The sequence below is a fragment of the Tatumella citrea genome, from assembly GCF_002163585.1.
Classification (GTDB): domain Bacteria; phylum Pseudomonadota; class Gammaproteobacteria; order Enterobacterales; family Enterobacteriaceae; genus Tatumella; species Tatumella citrea.
Genome location: NZ_CP015579.1, coordinates 3376734 through 3393195, shown reverse-complemented (window position 1 = coordinate 3393195; position 16462 = coordinate 3376734). Strand labels below are relative to the sequence as shown.

The following is a 16462-nucleotide window of genomic DNA, read 5'->3' as shown; positions in this document are numbered from 1 at the left end:
TGAGATAACTGCGTTAAGATCTTGTGGACCGGCATAAGCGCCGGTCCGTCTGCATTATTTATTACTGATCGCCGGAATGTTGCGGCCATAATAAATTTCCCGCATCTCCTTCCACAGCAGATCAGTGATCCGCTGATGCTCCTGAGGCGTCAGGTCTTCCGGGCGGGTATTAAACAGGTAATGTTTCAGGTCAAATTCCTTTAACAGCATTTTGCTGTGGAAGATATTTTCCTGATATACATTCACATCCATCATGTCATACATTGATTTGATATCTTTGGACATGAAATTCTGTATCGAGTTAATTTCGTGATCAATAAAATGCTTTAATCCATTGATATCACGAGTAAAACCTCTTACCCGGTAATCGATGGTGACAATGTCTGATTCCAGCTGGTGGATCAGATAATTCAGTGCCTTCAGCGGTGAGATCACCCCGCAGGTTGAAACTTCTATATCGGCGCGGAAGGTACAGAGTCCACCTTCTGGATGGCTCTCCGGATAGGTATGCACGCAGATGTGGCTTTTATCCAGGTGCGCGACAATAGCATCCGGTAACGGGCCTGGGTGTTCCGAGGTATCAATATCTTCAGGATTAATGGGTTCTTCGCTGACAAGGATAGTGACACTCGCTCCCTGAGGCTCGTAGTCCTGGCGGGCAATATTCAGAATATTTGCGCCGATAATTGAACAGGTTTCGCTGAGTATCTCGGTTAGCCGGTTGGCATTATATTGTTCATCAATATAGGCAATATAACCATCACGTTCTTCTTGTGAATTCGCATAGCAAATATCGTAGATACAAAAACTCAGGCTCTTAGTCAGGTTGTTGAAGCCATGTAGTTTAAGCTTTTGCAATTTAGTTCACCTCCTCAGGTATTTCAGGGATTACTCTGCGTTCAGAGCGTCCAGTAAATATTGTGGCAGGGCGAAGCTTGCCTGGTGAATGTCCGGAGTATAATAACGGCAACGTATGTCAGTTTCCTTAAAGCGTGCTTTTAGCGTGTCCGCAGGTAACTGGCGTAACTGTGAATTGTTGCTGGCCCAGGCAAAAGTCATGATGCCACCGTAATAGGTTGGCACTGCCGCCTGATAAAAGGTGACGTCGGAAAAATAAGGACTGAGTCGACGATGGCTGTTGACCGCTTCATCCTGTTGCAGGAAGCAGACGCCGTTCTGGGCAACAAAGATACCATCTTCATTCAGGCAGCGTTGGCAGCCGGCATAAAAGTCTGAAGTAAAGAGGCTTTCACCAGGGCCAATCGGGTCGGTACAGTCAGAGATGATCACATCAAATTTCTGTTCAGTCTGACTAACAAAATTTACACCATCATCAATGACCAGCGTGAAGCGAGGATCGTCATAGGCTCCGTTGCTGTGGGACGGCAGATACTGGCGACAGAAGTTAACCACTCCGGCGTCAATTTCTACCATGGTGATTTTTTCAACCCCCGGATGGCGGGCAACTTCCCGAAGCATACCACCGTCACCGCCACCGATAATCAGCACGCTTCTGGCATCACCGTGTGCAAACAACGGAACATGGGTGAGCATCTCATGATAGATGAATTCATCCCGTTCTGTGGTCTGAACCACGCCGTCCAGGGCCATTATACGGCCAAAGGCGCTGTTTTCAAAAATGACCAGATCCTGGTGTTCTGTCTTGTCCCGGTATAATTGTTTATCGACGGTAAAATACTGCCCGAACCCGTCATGAAGTGTTTCATGCCATTTCTCATGCTGAGACATGTTATGACCCCCCTCTGCTACATTGCGATGAAAATGAGCAGGCTATGATAGCGAAGTCCGGGGGGGGATGCACGACTGGTAAGGGAAAGATGGCGTTACTTATTCACATAGGCCAGTAAACTTAGCGATTTTTCTGCCAGAGAGTGGCACTTTTTCGCTTCAGGTACTGCAATACCACTGAGATCTTCATAACTTGATTCACCACGTTGCTGCATGTTCATCAAATCATAATTGCTCAGATCCCAGTGGTTCTGGCGGGCAAAGAAAACCAGTGCGTTACGAATTTGTGCATCGGGAATATCCTGATAGCCACAGTCATTTTTAAGATAGATAAATACTGCCGTTAAATCGGCCATATCTTCTGCCTGTGATTCGTCAAGTGCGAAACTTGTGCCGGATGCCCCTAGTAACACGGATAGCAGCAGGAACCTGAACATTTTGGTCATGGGCGTTCTCTGATCACTGTAATGTGATGAACGTTAACATAGTTATTGTCAGGATGACGATAGTTTTGACCTCTTGACCGGGAAGCGTTACTTGACCTTCCTGCAAGGGAAGGGTTTAAGCTTAACAAATCACATTTTTGTCTAAGGGATACGGGTATGCAGCGTCGCGACTTTTTGAAACTTACTACCGCATTAACGGCAGCCGGAATTTTGCCGGTCTGGAGCCGTTCACTGATGGCAGCTCAGCGGCCCTTACTTCCGATCCCGGCACTGCTGACCCCGGATATTCGTCAGCAAATCAGGTTGACCGCTATGGCGGGGACCACCCAATGGCAGGGGAAAAATGTTGAGACCTGGGGTTATAACGGCAGCCTGCTTGGCCCGGCTATTCGTCTGCAACGCCATCAGCCAGTGACAGTGAATATTAATAATACCTTACCGGCAGCCACCACTCTGCACTGGCATGGGCTGAAAGTGGGGGGAGAAGTTGACGGAGGCCCACTGGAAATTATCGCCGCAGGTAGCCGTCGTCAGGTTACGTTTACCCCGGACCAGAACGCCGCAACCTGTTGGTATCACCCCCATTTACATGGACATACCGGATTTCAGGTCGCCAAAGGGCTGGCTGGCCTGGTGATTATTGATGATGATGAAATTGGCAAAATGCGCTTACCGACCGAATGGGGAGTTGATGATATTCCGCTGATATTTCAGGATAAACAACTGACCAGTGACGGAACTGCCATTGATTATCAACTGGATATTATGCGGGCCGCTGTTGGCTGGTTTGGCGATATGATGCTGACTAATGGTGTCAGTTATCCTCAGCATGCAGTGCCGCACGGCTGGGTTCGTTTTCGTATGCTCAATGGTTGTAATGCCCGCAGCCTGCACTTAACTACCAGTGACAAGAGACCTTTGTACATTATCGCCAGTGATGGCGGCCTAATGGCGGAGCCGGTCAAGGTTGAATCTCTGTCGTTTATTCCGGGTGAGCGTTTCGAAGTGATGGTCGATACCACAGATGGGCAGCCTTTTGATTTTGTGACTTTGCCGGTTGAACAGGCCGGTATGACGCTTTCTCCGTTTGATCAGCCTCTGCCACTGATTAATATTCTTCCGTTGCGCGTTGCCGGCAGCAGCATTTTGCCAGACCAGCTAACTACCATGCCAGCCCTGCCTGCAGCAGACTCAATTAAACAGCTAAATCACAGAACTCTGACGCTATCCATGGATAAACAGTTGGACCAGCAGGGAATGGCGGCACTGATGAAACGCTATGGTCATAAGGCAATGGCAGGAATGCATCAGTCTGATTCACAGGAGTCTGCAGACAGTATGCAGGGTATGCAGATGCCTGCCGACGACCATATGGCAGGTATGTCTATGTCCTCTGACCATTCGATGCATTCAATGAGTATGGGATCGGGTCATCCAACCGGAAGTTATGATTTCCATCAGGGAAATAAAATTAACGGCAAGGCGTTTGACATGCATCAGCCATCTTTTGATGTCCCGCTACAAACGTCGGAAGTCTGGCGGATAAGCGGGGAGGGAGACATGATGCTGCACCCGTTCCATATTCACGGTACGCAATTTCGTATTCTTTCTGAGAATGGCCAGCCGGTCGCCGCACACCGTAGTGGCTGGAAAGATATGGTAAGAGTGGAAGGAGGGGTTAGCGAAGTGCTGGTCAGTTTCCCCCATACTGCCTCGAAAGAGACCGCATATATGGCGCATTGTCATCTGTTGGAACATGAAGATACCGGTATGATGCTCGGGTTTACGGTGAGTGGCAGCTGACAAGGGGGCCAGAATTGCCGGGTTAATCGGCTGTCGGTCTATCGTGCAGGCCCTTGTCTGTGCGATAATCCGCGCCATGATCGCAGGATCATCAATGTATTTATTCCGGCCATTAATGAGGTTTAGCTGAGTAAAATCAGTGAGATATATTATGAAACACACTGTAGAAGTGATGATTTCCGAACAGGAAATTAAACAGCGTATCGCAGCGCTTGGACAGCAAATTTCCGCCGATTACCGTGACCGCGGCAATGATATTGTGCTGGTCGGGCTGTTGCGTGGATCATTTATGTTTATGGCTGATCTGTGCAGAGCCATAGAGGTATCTCACGAAGTCGATTTTATGACTGCCTCAAGCTATGGCAGCGGCATGTCGAGTACCCGTGACGTGAAGATCATGAAAGATCTGGATGAAGATATCCGTGGGAAAGATGTGTTAATCGTTGAGGATATTATTGATTCAGGAAATACCCTGAGTAAGGTTCGCGAAATATTGAGCCTGCGTGAACCAAAGTCACTGGCTATCTGTACTCTGCTGGATAAGCCGGACCGCAGAGAAGTTCATGTAGATGTTGAATATGTTGGCTTTACTATTCCGGATGAGTTTGTTGTCGGCTATGGAATTGACTACGCGCAACGCTACCGTCACCTGCCGTATGTCGGCAAAGTGGTAATTCTTGAGCCCTGAGAGGGCCAGTGAAATAGCACAATCTTTCAGGCCAGCTTTGCTGGTCTGAACTATACTGAGCGCGATTTTTCACCGGCTAACCGGTTGATCGTGGCCTGGCAGGTAATGATAACCACCTCCGGGTCAATAAGCAGAGGTTCGCGGCTAAGGCTGACGAACCCTGTTACTCTGCTGCCACCCTGGTGTGAAATTCCCAAGACATTGAGTTCGGCCTCATTTTGACTGAGTGCTCATCTTCAGCAGTATGTCCTGTTTTGTGTTGCGTCTGAGCGCGTGATTCACGGTGAACGGGGACGCAGCTATGCACAGTATTGTAATGCTCTGATGGCCGGAAGACCCCGGCGCAATCACGACACCATTATTCATGTTAAACACGTCAACACGACGGGTATGGAGCAGGTATGACTTATGCACTGGAAATTTCCGGACTGACCAAAACCTATGGGGACAGTGTCAGAGCACTGAAAGGGCTCGACTTAAAGGTACAGGCGGGGGATTTTTATGCACTGCTGGGGCCTAACGGTGCCGGAAAATCAACAACTATCGGGATCATCAGTTCACTGGTTAATAAATCTTCCGGGCAGGTAAAAGTGTTCGGTCACGATCTTGATACTGACAAAGTGAATGCCAAACGCAAGCTGGGACTGGTCCCGCAGGAATTTAATTTCAACCCGTTTGAAACCGTACTACAGATTGTGGTTAGCCAGGCGGGTTACTACGGTGTTGAACGCAAGGAAGCGCTGGTTCGCGCTGAAAAGTACCTGCGTCAGCTCGATTTATGGGAAAAACGGGATCAGCGGGCCAGAATGCTCTCCGGTGGGATGAAACGCCGCTTAATGATTGCCCGCGCCCTGATGCACGAGCCAAAGCTGTTAATTCTTGATGAACCTACCGCCGGGGTAGACATCGAATTACGGCGTTCTATGTGGGTCTTCCTCAAGGAACTGAATATCCATGGAACCACGATTATTCTGACTACCCATTATCTGGAAGAAGCTGAAATGCTTTGCCGTAATATCGGTATTATTCAGCGCGGGGAATTGGTTGAAAATACCTCGATGAAAAATCTGCTGGGTAAACTCAAATCGGAAACATTTATTCTGGATTTGGCACCCCACAGCCCGTTGCCGAAGCTGGAAGGTTTTAATTTTAAACTGGTAGATACCTCGACTCTTGAAGTTGAAGTGTTACGTGAGCAGGGGCTGAATAGTGTGTTCAGCCAACTGACCGCACAGGGCATTTCGGTACTGAGTATGCGTAATAAAGCGAACCGTCTGGAAGAACTGTTCGTCAGCCTGGTCAACGGCACAACGGAGGAAAAATAATGGCGCATTTGTATTGGGTAGCGCTGAAAAGCATCTGGGCAAAAGAAACCCACCGTTTTATGCGGATCTGGATTCAGACGCTGGTGCCGCCAGTCATCACCATGACCCTGTATTTTATTATTTTCGGTAATCTGATCGGCTCACGAATCGGTGATATGCATGGTTTTACCTATATGCAATTCATTGTTCCCGGCCTGATTATGATGTCAGTGATCACTAACTCTTACGCGAATGTGGCTTCATCATTTTTCAGCGCTAAGTTTCAGCACAATATAGAAGAGTTGCTGGTTGCTCCGGTCCCAACCCATATTATTATTGCCGGCTATGTTGGTGGCGGCGTTGCGCGGGGAATTTGCGTCGGGGTGTTGGTCACGGCGATATCACTGTTCTTTGTGCCGTTCCATGTCTACTTCTGGCCAATGGTGGCACTGACCATAGTTCTGACCTCGGTATTATTCTCACTGGCAGGGCTGCTGAATGCGGTTTTCGCCCGCAGTTTTGATGATATCAGTCTGATTCCTACTTTTGTGCTGACGCCTCTGACTTACCTGGGCGGGGTATTCTACTCACTGTCATTACTTCCACCGGTCTGGCAGATTGTCTCTAAGCTGAACCCGATTGTTTATATGATCAGTGGATTCCGTTATGGATTCCTGGGGATTAATGATGTTCCGGTGGGGCTGACCATTGGGATTTTGCTGGTGTTTATTGCGGTGTTTTACGCAGTAGTCTGGACGTTAATTCAGCGTGGCAGAGGTTTGCGCAGCTGATTTATCAGAATCAATCCGGCCCCCTGAGGGGCCGGATTGCCATTCAGGCCATCTGCACCGGAACAGCTTTCGCCACCCGCTGCATCTCATTACCTTCGCCAAAATAAGCAACTTTTGGCTGCCACACCCGGGCCTGTTCATCCGCTACCTGCACATAGCTGCAAATAATCAGTAAATCACCGACACAGGCACAACGCGCTGCTGCCCCGTTAACCGAGATTATGCGCGAGCCGCGTTCAGCCGCAATCGCATAGGTTGAGAAGCGCTGACCGTTATTCACGTTATAAATATCAATAGCTTCATATTCGAGGATCCCGGCGGCTTCCATAAAGTCCTGGTCTATCGCGCAGGAACCTTCATAGTTAAGATCGGCCAGAGTCACACTGACGCGATGTAATTTGCCCTGCAGCACGGTACGTAACATAGCACTCTCTCCCCACAAATTTAGCGTGTCAGTTTTACAGAAAACTGACCTGCTGATTATCGATAAGGCGGGCTTTACCCAGCCATGCAGCCATCAGGATCACCGCACTGTCACTGTCAGCAGTCAGTGGATGCAGAGTCTGGCTGTCACAGATAGCAATCCCGTCAGGCGTAAATCCATTGTCACGTAACTGCTGCTCCGCCCCGGCAATGATAGCCGCAGTATCAGACTGAGCGCTGGTGAGCTGCTTTGCCATGGCATTCATGATTTGGCTAAGCCGTGGCGCATTCTCGCGCTGCTCTGCTGTCAGATAGCCATTACGTGAACTGAGTGCAAGATGGTCCGGAGCCCGAACTGTAGGCACGCCGATAATCCGGATGTTATAGCCGAGATCGGCCACCATTTTGCGGATAAGCTGCAGTTGCTGAAAATCTTTTTCACCAAAGCAGGCAATATCAGGCTGCACCATATTAAACAACTTACTGACAATGGTTGATACGCCACGGAAATGCCCGGGGCGACTGGCTCCCTCCAGTAAATAAGAGATTTCAGGGACCTCAACGAATGTCTGAGCACCGGTGCCACCAGGGAAGATCACTTCTGCTGACGGAGCGAATAAAATATCGACCTGATGTTGTTGTAGTTTTTCGCAGTCTTCTGCAAAGGTTCGTGGGTAGCGGGCCAGATCATCGGCACGGTCAAATTGCATCGGATTCACAAAAATTGATGCCACGACGATATCTGCCTGTGCTTTTGCAGTATCCATCAACGTCATATGGCCGTCGTGCAAATTCCCCATTGTCGGGACCAACGCGATACTCTGATTCAGTTGTCGCAGTCGGCGAATTTCCTGATGCAATTCTGCCGGCGTTTCAATCACTTTCACGATTCTTTCTCCTGAACTACTGATAACTGTGTTCTGCGGCAGGGTAACTGCCTTCCGCAACCTGACGAATATACAGGCGTACGGCATCGCGGATATTGCCCGTTTCTGCCAGGAAGTTTTTACTGAATTTTGGCAAATGGCCATCGGTGACACCCAGGGCATCATGCATGACCAGAATTTGCCCGTCGGTCTGATTACCGGCACCAATGCCGATCACCGGGACAGATAATGCGGCAGTCACTCTCGCGGCCAGAGACTGTGGCACACATTCCAGAACCAAAAGTTGCATACCTGCACGTTCCAGTGTCAGGGCGTCGTTCAGTAATGTTTCGGCCGCTTCGTTGTCACGTCCCTGAACCTTGTAGCCGCCGAATACATTGACTGACTGCGGTGTCAGCCCCAGATGACCACATACCGGCACTGCCCGTTCGGTCAGTCCGAGAACTGTTTCAGCCAGCCAGGCGCCTCCTTCCAGTTTTACCATATTCGCTCCGGCCCGCATCAGTTGCGCAGAGTTTTCATACGCTTGCGCAGGGGATGAATAACTCATAAATGGCAGGTCTGCCAGCAGCAGAGCGGCACCGGCTCCGCGGCGCACTGCTGAGGTATGGTAGGCAATCTGTTCAACTGTGACCGGCAGAGTGGAATCATGGCCCTGAATGGTCATACCCAGAGAATCGCCCACCAACAGCACCGGAATGCCTTCGTCAGAGAAAAGGTGAGCAAAGCTGTAATCATAAACGGTCAGTGCGGCAAATTTTTCGCCCGACAATTTCCATTTGCGAAGATCATTAATCGTGACTGATTTCATTATGACCTCTTGTCATTATTTTTTCTTATGGGGAGTTTACAGGATTAATCAGCCGGGGTGAATGGCCTGTAAGGGCCAGCCACCGGGCCGTAAAACGGGGCTACCAAAGGCTGATAGCGGAACTATCCAGTGTGGAAAGTAGTGATGCAACAGAACGCCCATCGGGATAGTGGCAGTCAGGGGCTATCTCGTTAAGCGGCAGCAGCATAAAAGCACGGTTGTGCATATCGTAATGCGGAACAGTCAGGCGCGAGGTCATAATTTCCTGCTGGCCAAACAACATAATATCCAGGTCCAGCGTACGGGGACCCCAGCGCTCATCTTTACGTTCACGCCCCTGCTCGAGTTCGATACGCTGGGTATGTTCCAGTAGTTGCTCTGCAGTCAGCGAGGTTTCCAGTGCAATGACGGCGTTAAGATAGTCAGGCTGGTCCGGCGGGCCATAAGGCGGGGTGCGGTAAAACGATGAGGTAGCGATCCGCTGACTGTGCGGGATCGCATCCAGTGCCTGTAAGGCTGCATGTACCTGTTGCAGAGGATCCGCCAGATTACTGCCCAGGGCAATATAAGCCAGCGTCATTCTCAGCTATTCCGTGGTGCCGGTTGACGACGGCGCGACCGGTTAGGACGACGACGTTGATGCGGATCGCTTCCCAGACTGTTGATCATCGAAGACTGTCGTGCCGGAGGTGCTGACTGAAATTCTCCCCACCATTGTCCCAGTCGCTCCAGCTCGCTGTTTTTTTCTACCTCAGCACGCAGTAACAACAGGTCGTAGGCTGCACGGAATTTTGGATGCTCCATCAGTTTCCATGCCCGTTTACCGTGGCGACGTGGCAGGCGTAGCTGCAGCGACCAGATATCACGAATCAGGCTGGTAATGCGTTTCGGAATGGCAATCGCACGACAGGCTTCATCCAGGGTGTCATTCATGGCCAGCGCAAAGGCTTCGTACCATGGAAGACCGCTTTCCTGGGCAATCTGCTGAGCACGTTCTGACTGCGGATACCAAAGCATAGCGGCAAACAGAAATGCCGGATTAACACGCATATCGTTGTTAATCCGCCGGTCAGTATTTTTCAGTACCTGGACTATCATCCGTTCCATTGCACTGTCACCCTGTGGGGTCAGATATTGTGTAATGGTTGGGAAAAGAGGCTGGAACAGCTGGTACTGCAATAATAACTGGTAGGTTTGTTCCCCGTGACCGGCCTGCAGTAATTTCAGTGATTCTTCGAATAAACGTGCTGACGGAATGTCGGTCAGCAGACTTGCCAGCCGGGTCACAGGTTCTGCTGTTTCCGGAGCAATGCTCATATTCAGTTTGGCGGCAAAACGGACTACCCGCAGCATCCGCACCGGATCTTCACGATAACGGGTTTCCGGGTCACCAATCAGGCGAATAATCCCTTGTTGCAGATCCTGTAATCCACCAACATAATCGCGAACAGTAAAATCAGCCACGCTGTAGTAGAGGCTGTTAATCGTCAGGTCACGGCGTTGAGCATCATCTTCAATGGATCCAAAGATATTGTCGCGCAGTAACATACCATTCTGACCACGTTGAGACTGGTTGCGGTCATGTTCATTATCATTTTCGGCTTCAGCTTCGCTGGCATGATGGCCGCGAAAAGTCGCCACTTCGATCACTTCCGGGCCAAACATTACATGTGCCAGACGGAAACGTCTTCCCACCAGACGGCAGTTGCGGAATAGCTTACGCATCTGCTCAGGAGTTGCATTGGTGGTAATGTCGAAATCTTTCGGTTTTTTACCCAGCAGAAGATCACGGACACCACCGCCGACCAGATAAGCTTTAAAGCCTGCTTTATTCAGCCGATACAAGACTTTAAGCGCATTTTCGCTAATGTCTTTTCGGGAGATATTATGCTTATCACGTGGAATGATAGTCATCAGATTTTGGTCTTTTGTCTCAGCGGGGACCTCTTCTTCGCGAAGAAGAACTTTCCGACAAAAATTCGCTACTCGGGTAAAAATAGTACACCTCGACAGTGACATAAAATAAGTAATGCTCAAATCAGCGGCTAATCATAGCCTGTTGTGAGCAATTTGAGAATGCTGTAAGTGGCTCTGCCGGGATTAAAGCGTCATTTATTGGGATATCGACGACATTCCAACGGGATATTGCCTGAATCAGCAATGCTTCTCTGGAGAGATCCTGCCATCCATCGTCTACCGTCTGTCCCAGAAAACGCAGTGCTTTCACCAGTACCGGCCGCGGATCACCTTCCGGTAAGTGAGGAGCGTGATTCTGTTTCGACAATTTGTTGCCTTCAGGATTTAAGGCCAGCGGTAAATGCATATAGTCAGGGACAGGCCAGCCAAGTTGCAGATACAGAGAAATTTGCCGTACCGTCGGAGCAATTAGATCAGCACCACGAACAATTTCAGTGACTCCCTGAAAATGGTCATCTACGACTACTGCCAGGTTGTAAGCAAACAGACCGTCACGGCGATGAATAATAAAATCTTCGGCAGCTAGTGCCTGATCGGCAATTAACCGGCCACGTAACCGATCTTCGAAGGAGAATACTGGCTGATGCTGGCAAATCCGCAATGCGGCGTCGTCAGATGAAAGCTTTAGCTGACGGCAATGGCCATCGTAAATACCGCCTGTCTCACGGATTCTGCTGCGGGTACAACGACAAAAGTAGCTGTTATGGCAGGTAATCAGTTGGTTGATAACTTCCTGGTAAGCATCGGCTCGTTGTGATTGCCACAGGACATCGCCGTCCCAGAACAAGCCATAATGTTCCAGCTGGCGAAGAATGGTGTCGGCAGCGCCCTGAACTTCACGGGGAGGGTCAATATCTTCGATACGCACCCACCAGCGGCCTTGTTGCGCCCTGGCATTCAGATAGCTGCCAAGAGCAGCAATTAAAGATCCGAAGTGTAAAGCTCCGGAAGGGGATGGCGCAAAGCGCCCGGTACAACCTTTATCTGGCGTCATAAGCAATCATACAGCGTACAACAGAGCCAGTGTGACTCTGTTGTACGTTAGCTTTCCGGCAGGCAGAAATCAGCCAGCCATTTGCTTTTCACGGATCTCAGCCAGCGTCTTACAGTCGATACATAAATCGGCAGTAGGACGGGCTTCCAGACGACGAATACCGATTTCAACTCCGCAGGATTCGCAGTAGCCAAAATCATCATCTTCAACTTTCTTCAGCGTTTTTTCGATCTTTTTAATCAGCTTACGCTCACGATCACGGTTACGCAGTTCCAGACTGAACTCTTCCTCCTGAGCAGCCCGGTCAACCGGATCGGGGAAGTTTGCCGCTTCGTCCTGCATATGTGAGACAGTACGGTCGACTTCATCCCTGAGTTGATTACGCCAGGCTTCAAGAATTTTTCTGAAGTGTGTCAGCTGGGCTTCGTTCATATACTCTTCGCCCGGTTTCCCTTGATACGGCTCCACCCCAGCGATGGCGAGGATACTCAGGGACGATGTTTTACGGTTTTGCCCTTCTTGCATGCTGTTTCTCCTGGATAACACGCACTATCGATTCCCGATGAGGGAAAAAAACAGGCCGCTATAAATAGCAGAAGCTATCTCTGTTGGCAATTACTGATATTGTATGTTGTTGCTCACTTGTCAATAAATTTGACGCTTAAATGCCGAATTATCTTTTCAATACACGCCGTTGCAGCCATTTATTGGCCGAAACCAATAGAAAATTCTATTTTAGCATCGGCAGGTGTGAGCGAAGCTTTATAGACCAGAATCTCCACTCCAGCCAGTATTGCTTGATCAAGAAGTGCTGCGTAACCTGGATCGATATGACGGGCGGCGTTTACGTTATGAATCCCGCTATGCAGCACTGCAAAAAAAAGCACTGCACGATGGCCCTCTGCGACGATAGACATCAACTCCCGAAGATGTTTTTGTCCCCGCAATGTCACCGCATCCGGAAAGTATCCCTGGCCGTCCTGCAGTAAGGTGACCGATTTTACCTCCACATAGCAGTCCTTAAGACCCGGTTGTTGCAGTAAAAAATCAACCCGGCTGTTTTCCGAACCATAACGAACTTCACTCTGACATTGCTGATACCCGGCAAGCTCCGGGATGCATTGCCGCTCAAAAGCTTCACGAAACAACGTATTGGCCCGCAGGGTGTTCACACAAATCATGTCACCCGTGGCAGTTTCGGTGAGTTCCCAACTGTGGGGATATTTACGTTTCGCATTGTCTGAAGTGGAGTACCAGACAGTATCCCCGGGAGTCGCACAGCCGGTCATCGCACCGGTATTGGCGCAATGCAAAGTGAAAACCTCTTGCTCAGGAGTTACCACATCGGCCAGAAACCGCTTGTAGCGTTTGATTAACGTGGCTGACTGTAAGGGCGGCTTAAACTGCATCTGAACATCTCTTTATGGTTGTAAATGGGTTTGCAACGGGAATGTGGCCACGCAGCGATGAGCGGCTTTTCGACCTGATGCCCCTGCCGACATTAATGAAAACTGAGTGACCGGAAATTGCCAGCGAAATCCGGCAGGTGGCAAATGAACCCTGCTAAAAGCATGGTGCAGAATTCTTACATGCGGATGAAAGTCACCGGTAGATTGCTGGCACCCCTGTCGCGCAGCCTGTGAACGTAACAGTGCCCCCAGCTTTAGCAGCTCCCGGGGGGCGGGGCGACATCCCAGCCATACCGATCCTGAACGGGGCCAGTGGCCAGCATCATTCAGCGTCAGCATAAAATCCGGTTGTTGAATTCTCGCTGCCTGTTGTTGTAATCGCCGGAGAGTCGTGTCGCTGATCTCTCCCAGCCAGGCCAGGGTAAGCATCATTGCTGCGGCCGGAACTGGCCGGCCGCTATCGGCAGGAAAATTTTCCGCCCGCCAGTGGACTAAGGATTTTTGCAGCTCTGTGGGAAGCTGAATGGCAAAGAAATAATGTTGCCCTGTCATTTCAGGCTCCTGATGTCGGTCTGCTCCTGACGGCCACGGTTCAGGCTCTGCGCACATACCACGGGGCAGGCGTGAGGAACCGACGGTTGAGTGTTATTATGGACGTTATATTAACACAGCTTGCAGGGAGTTTTATTTGCAGCCATTACCTGTCAGTGAAGTGCTGGATGAATTGTCCGCTGCACTGGAATATGCCCCTCAGGCGTTATTAATCGCCCCTCCGGGAGCAGGGAAGTCAACCTGGTTACCTTTGCAACTGCTTACGCGGATACCAGACGGTGGGCGCATTTTGCTGCTGGAGCCAAGACGTCTGGCAGCGCGCAATGTTGCCAGACGGCTGGCAGAAACACTGAATGAGCCGGTGGGTAAGACGGTGGGATACCGGATGCGTGGCGAAAGCCGTAGCGGACCAGAAACCCGACTGGAGGTGGTAACCGAAGGTATTCTCACCCGTATGCTGCAACAAGATCCGGAACTGCAGGATGTCGCCCTGGTCATTCTGGATGAATTTCATGAACGAAGCTTACAGGCAGATATTGCCCTCGCATTGTTACTGGATGTTCAGCAAAGCCTGCGTGACGACCTGAAAATATTGCTTATGTCAGCGACACTGGATTACCAGCGATTATCGGCATTGTTGCCACAGGCTCCGGTGATTATCTCAGAAGGTCGCAGCTATCCGGTCGAACGCCGTTATATTTCTCTGCCTGCACGGCTACCATTTACGGAAGCTGTGGCGCGAGAAGCCGCACAACTGCTAAATGAGCATTCGGGGTCGATGCTGGTTTTTTTACCCGGAGAGCGGGAAATTCTGGCGGTTAAGCAACAACTGATAGCACGACTCAGTAATGAAACTGATGTTTTTCCTTTATATGGCGCAATGAGCCTGGCAGACCAACAATTAGCCATCAGCCCGTCTTTGCCGGGGAAACGTAAGGTTGTGCTGGCGACCAATATTGCTGAAACCAGTCTGACGATTGACGGCATACGTCTGGTGGTTGACTGTGCGCTGGAACGGGCAGTACGTTATGACAATAAAAGCGGTTTGAGCTTGTTACAAACTCAGCGTATCAGTCAGGCATCTATGGTCCAGCGGGCAGGGCGTGCCGGCCGTCTGGAACCCGGAATTTGCTGGCATTTACTAAGCCAGGAACAGGCTGAACGTGCTGCTGCGGTTAGTGATGCGGAAATCCTTAACAGCGATTTAAGTGCGCTAATGCTTGATGTGTTGTGTTGGGGATGTCGGGAACTGACACAACTGCAATGGCTCGACCTGCCGCCTGTCAGCCGTCAGGCCGCAGCGTTTCGTCAGTTGCTACAGCTCGGTGCAGTGAACCCGGCGAATCAGTTAACTCCTCGCGGGAGGCAAATGGCAGCAGCGGGTACTGAACCGAGACTGGCGGCCATTCTTTGTGCAGCACACGACTCTCCTGCAGCGATGGCGACAGCGTGTTTGCTGGTGGCTATTCTCGAAGATCCACCACGTAACAGCAGTGCTGATCTGCTGTCGCTGTTTTTGCATCCTCAGCCTCAGTGGATAACGCGTGCCAGGGCACTGCAGCAACGCACAGGCATCCAGGGTGGGCAGGTTGATGATGGTTTATTACCTAAGTTGCTGATGGCTGGTTTTAGTGATCAGTTGGCCCGGCAACGCGATCAGAGTGGACGATATCTGATGGCAAAAGGGACCGGAGCTTCGGTGGCCATCGATGATCCACTGGCGCGCTACGAATGGTTGCTGATACTGAGACTGTCGTTTGGTCCACAACAGAACGAAGCCCGGATAAGGCTGGCATTGCCGGTGGATATTACAGAGCTTACCCGGCAATGTCCGGACCTGATTGAAGAACGGGATGATGTTGAATGGGATGAAGAGAAAGGTATTTTGCGGGTGCGGCGGCAGCAGGCTATTGGCGCGCTGATCCTGACTTCACGGCCGGGGAACCGACCGGAAGCAGAGGTGCTGCATCAGGCAATGTTACGTTGGATCAGAAGTAAAGGCCTGTCAGTGCTGCCCTGGAACCCTGCAGCTTTGCAGCTTCGGGCCAGACTGGGTTGTGCAGGTAAATGGCTGGCGGAGGAGAATTGGCCCTCCATGAGCGATTCGGAGTTGCTGGAGACGCTTGAACAGTGGCTGCTACCGGAAATGGCGACAGTAACCGATGCCCGTTCTTTTAACTCTATTAATATTTCGGCAGCTTTATTACATTTAATCACATGGTCACAACGCCAGCGACTGGATAGTGAGCTGCCAACTCATTACACTGTGCCCACGGGCAGTCGTATACTGATCCGTTATGACACCGAACAACCACCGGTTCTTGCAGTACGTATGCAGGAGATGTTTGGTGAAGCTCATACGCCAGTGATTGCCGGGGGAAGAATCCCTCTGCTGCTGGAATTATTATCACCGGCAATGCGTCCGTTACAAATTACCCGGGATTTAGCCGGGTTCTGGCAGGGGGCTTATCGCGAAGTGCAAAAGGAAATGAAAGGCCGTTATCCAAAGCATCCATGGCCGGATTCGCCAGCTACTGCACTGCCAACCCGCCGGAGTAAAAAATTTTCCCCCGGACATTTGTGAAGTTCCCTCGCTTTCAGAGGGTTCCGGCATGTAATTATGCCGGA

General features: G+C 50.4%; 17 protein-coding genes. 5 read left to right on the top strand and 12 right to left on the bottom strand.

What is annotated here, in order from left to right; translation table 11 throughout:
* Positions 1-54 precede the first annotated feature (54 nt).
* From speD to A7K98_RS16180, 3 genes are all read right to left on the bottom strand, one after another.
* Entirely contained in the window at positions 55-858 is an 804-nt protein-coding gene (gene speD / locus A7K98_RS16190; RefSeq protein WP_087489484.1) for an adenosylmethionine decarboxylase, read from the bottom strand.
* Between the two features lie 30 nt (positions 859-888).
* Positions 889-1749, bottom strand: coding sequence for a polyamine aminopropyltransferase (gene speE, locus A7K98_RS16185; protein WP_087489483.1), 861 nt, complete (start codon positions 1747-1749; stop codon positions 889-891).
* Positions 1750-1844: 95 nt separating this feature from the next.
* Positions 1845-2195 (bottom strand): YacC family pilotin-like protein, encoded by a 351-nt coding sequence (locus A7K98_RS16180; RefSeq protein ID WP_087489482.1) that lies wholly within the window; start codon positions 2193-2195, stop codon positions 1845-1847.
* A 156-nt stretch (positions 2196-2351) separates the two neighbouring features.
* Between A7K98_RS16180 and cueO the strand changes: the two genes are divergently transcribed.
* The 4 genes from cueO (at position 2352) to A7K98_RS16160 (ending at position 6781) form a co-directional block, all read left to right on the top strand.
* Complete coding sequence (cueO, locus tag A7K98_RS16175; RefSeq protein WP_087489481.1) at positions 2352-3998, top strand: multicopper oxidase CueO; 1647 nt, start codon at positions 2352-2354, stop codon at positions 3996-3998.
* A gap of 151 nt (positions 3999-4149) precedes the next feature.
* On the top strand, positions 4150-4686 hold the full coding sequence (gene hpt, locus A7K98_RS16170) for a hypoxanthine phosphoribosyltransferase (protein ID WP_087489480.1): 537 nt from the start codon (positions 4150-4152) through the stop codon (positions 4684-4686).
* Between the two features lie 401 nt (positions 4687-5087).
* On the top strand, positions 5088-6011 hold the full coding sequence (locus A7K98_RS16165; RefSeq protein WP_087489479.1) for an ABC transporter ATP-binding protein: 924 nt from the start codon (positions 5088-5090) through the stop codon (positions 6009-6011).
* Positions 6011-6781, top strand: a complete 771-nt coding sequence (locus A7K98_RS16160) for an ABC transporter permease (RefSeq protein ID WP_087489478.1) — start codon at positions 6011-6013, stop codon at positions 6779-6781. The genes A7K98_RS16165 and A7K98_RS16160 overlap by 1 nt, the downstream gene beginning before the upstream one ends.
* 43 nt (positions 6782-6824) lie before the next feature.
* Here A7K98_RS16160 and panD read toward each other — a convergent pair whose 3' ends face one another.
* The 9 genes from panD to thpR all read right to left on the bottom strand — a co-directional run bounded on the left by panD (position 6825) and on the right by thpR (position 13834).
* On the bottom strand, positions 6825-7205 hold the full coding sequence (gene panD / locus A7K98_RS16155; RefSeq protein WP_087489477.1) for an aspartate 1-decarboxylase: 381 nt from the start codon (positions 7203-7205) through the stop codon (positions 6825-6827).
* Positions 7206-7239: 34 nt separating this feature from the next.
* Positions 7240-8091, bottom strand: a complete 852-nt coding sequence (gene panC / locus A7K98_RS16150) for a pantoate--beta-alanine ligase (protein ID WP_087489476.1) — start codon at positions 8089-8091, stop codon at positions 7240-7242.
* Between the two features lie 16 nt (positions 8092-8107).
* A complete protein-coding gene (panB, locus tag A7K98_RS16145; protein WP_087489475.1) occupies positions 8108-8902 on the bottom strand; it encodes a 3-methyl-2-oxobutanoate hydroxymethyltransferase in 795 nt (264 codons plus the stop codon).
* 100 nt (positions 8903-9002) lie between these two features.
* A complete protein-coding gene (folK, locus tag A7K98_RS16140) occupies positions 9003-9482 on the bottom strand; it encodes a 2-amino-4-hydroxy-6-hydroxymethyldihydropteridine diphosphokinase (RefSeq protein ID WP_087489474.1) in 480 nt (159 codons plus the stop codon).
* A gap of 2 nt (positions 9483-9484) precedes the next feature.
* On the bottom strand, positions 9485-10900 hold the full coding sequence (gene pcnB, locus A7K98_RS16135; RefSeq protein ID WP_211276811.1) for a polynucleotide adenylyltransferase PcnB: 1416 nt from the start codon (positions 10898-10900) through the stop codon (positions 9485-9487).
* A 40-nt stretch (positions 10901-10940) separates the two neighbouring features.
* On the bottom strand, positions 10941-11873 hold the full coding sequence (gene gluQRS / locus A7K98_RS16130) for a tRNA glutamyl-Q(34) synthetase GluQRS (RefSeq protein ID WP_087489472.1): 933 nt from the start codon (positions 11871-11873) through the stop codon (positions 10941-10943).
* 69 nt (positions 11874-11942) lie between these two features.
* Positions 11943-12398, bottom strand: a complete 456-nt coding sequence (gene dksA, locus A7K98_RS16125; protein WP_038022990.1) for an RNA polymerase-binding protein DksA — start codon at positions 12396-12398, stop codon at positions 11943-11945.
* A 179-nt stretch (positions 12399-12577) separates the two neighbouring features.
* Positions 12578-13282, bottom strand: a complete 705-nt coding sequence (sfsA, locus tag A7K98_RS16120) for a DNA/RNA nuclease SfsA (RefSeq protein ID WP_087489471.1) — start codon at positions 13280-13282, stop codon at positions 12578-12580.
* A gap of 12 nt (positions 13283-13294) precedes the next feature.
* A complete protein-coding gene (gene thpR, locus A7K98_RS16115; protein ID WP_087489470.1) occupies positions 13295-13834 on the bottom strand; it encodes an RNA 2',3'-cyclic phosphodiesterase in 540 nt (179 codons plus the stop codon).
* Positions 13835-13970: 136 nt separating this feature from the next.
* Here thpR and hrpB point away from each other — a divergent pair, with 136 nt between their 5' ends.
* Entirely contained in the window at positions 13971-16418 is a 2448-nt protein-coding gene (hrpB, locus tag A7K98_RS16110; protein ID WP_087489469.1) for an ATP-dependent helicase HrpB, read from the top strand.
* The last annotated feature ends 44 nt before the right edge of the window (positions 16419-16462 follow it).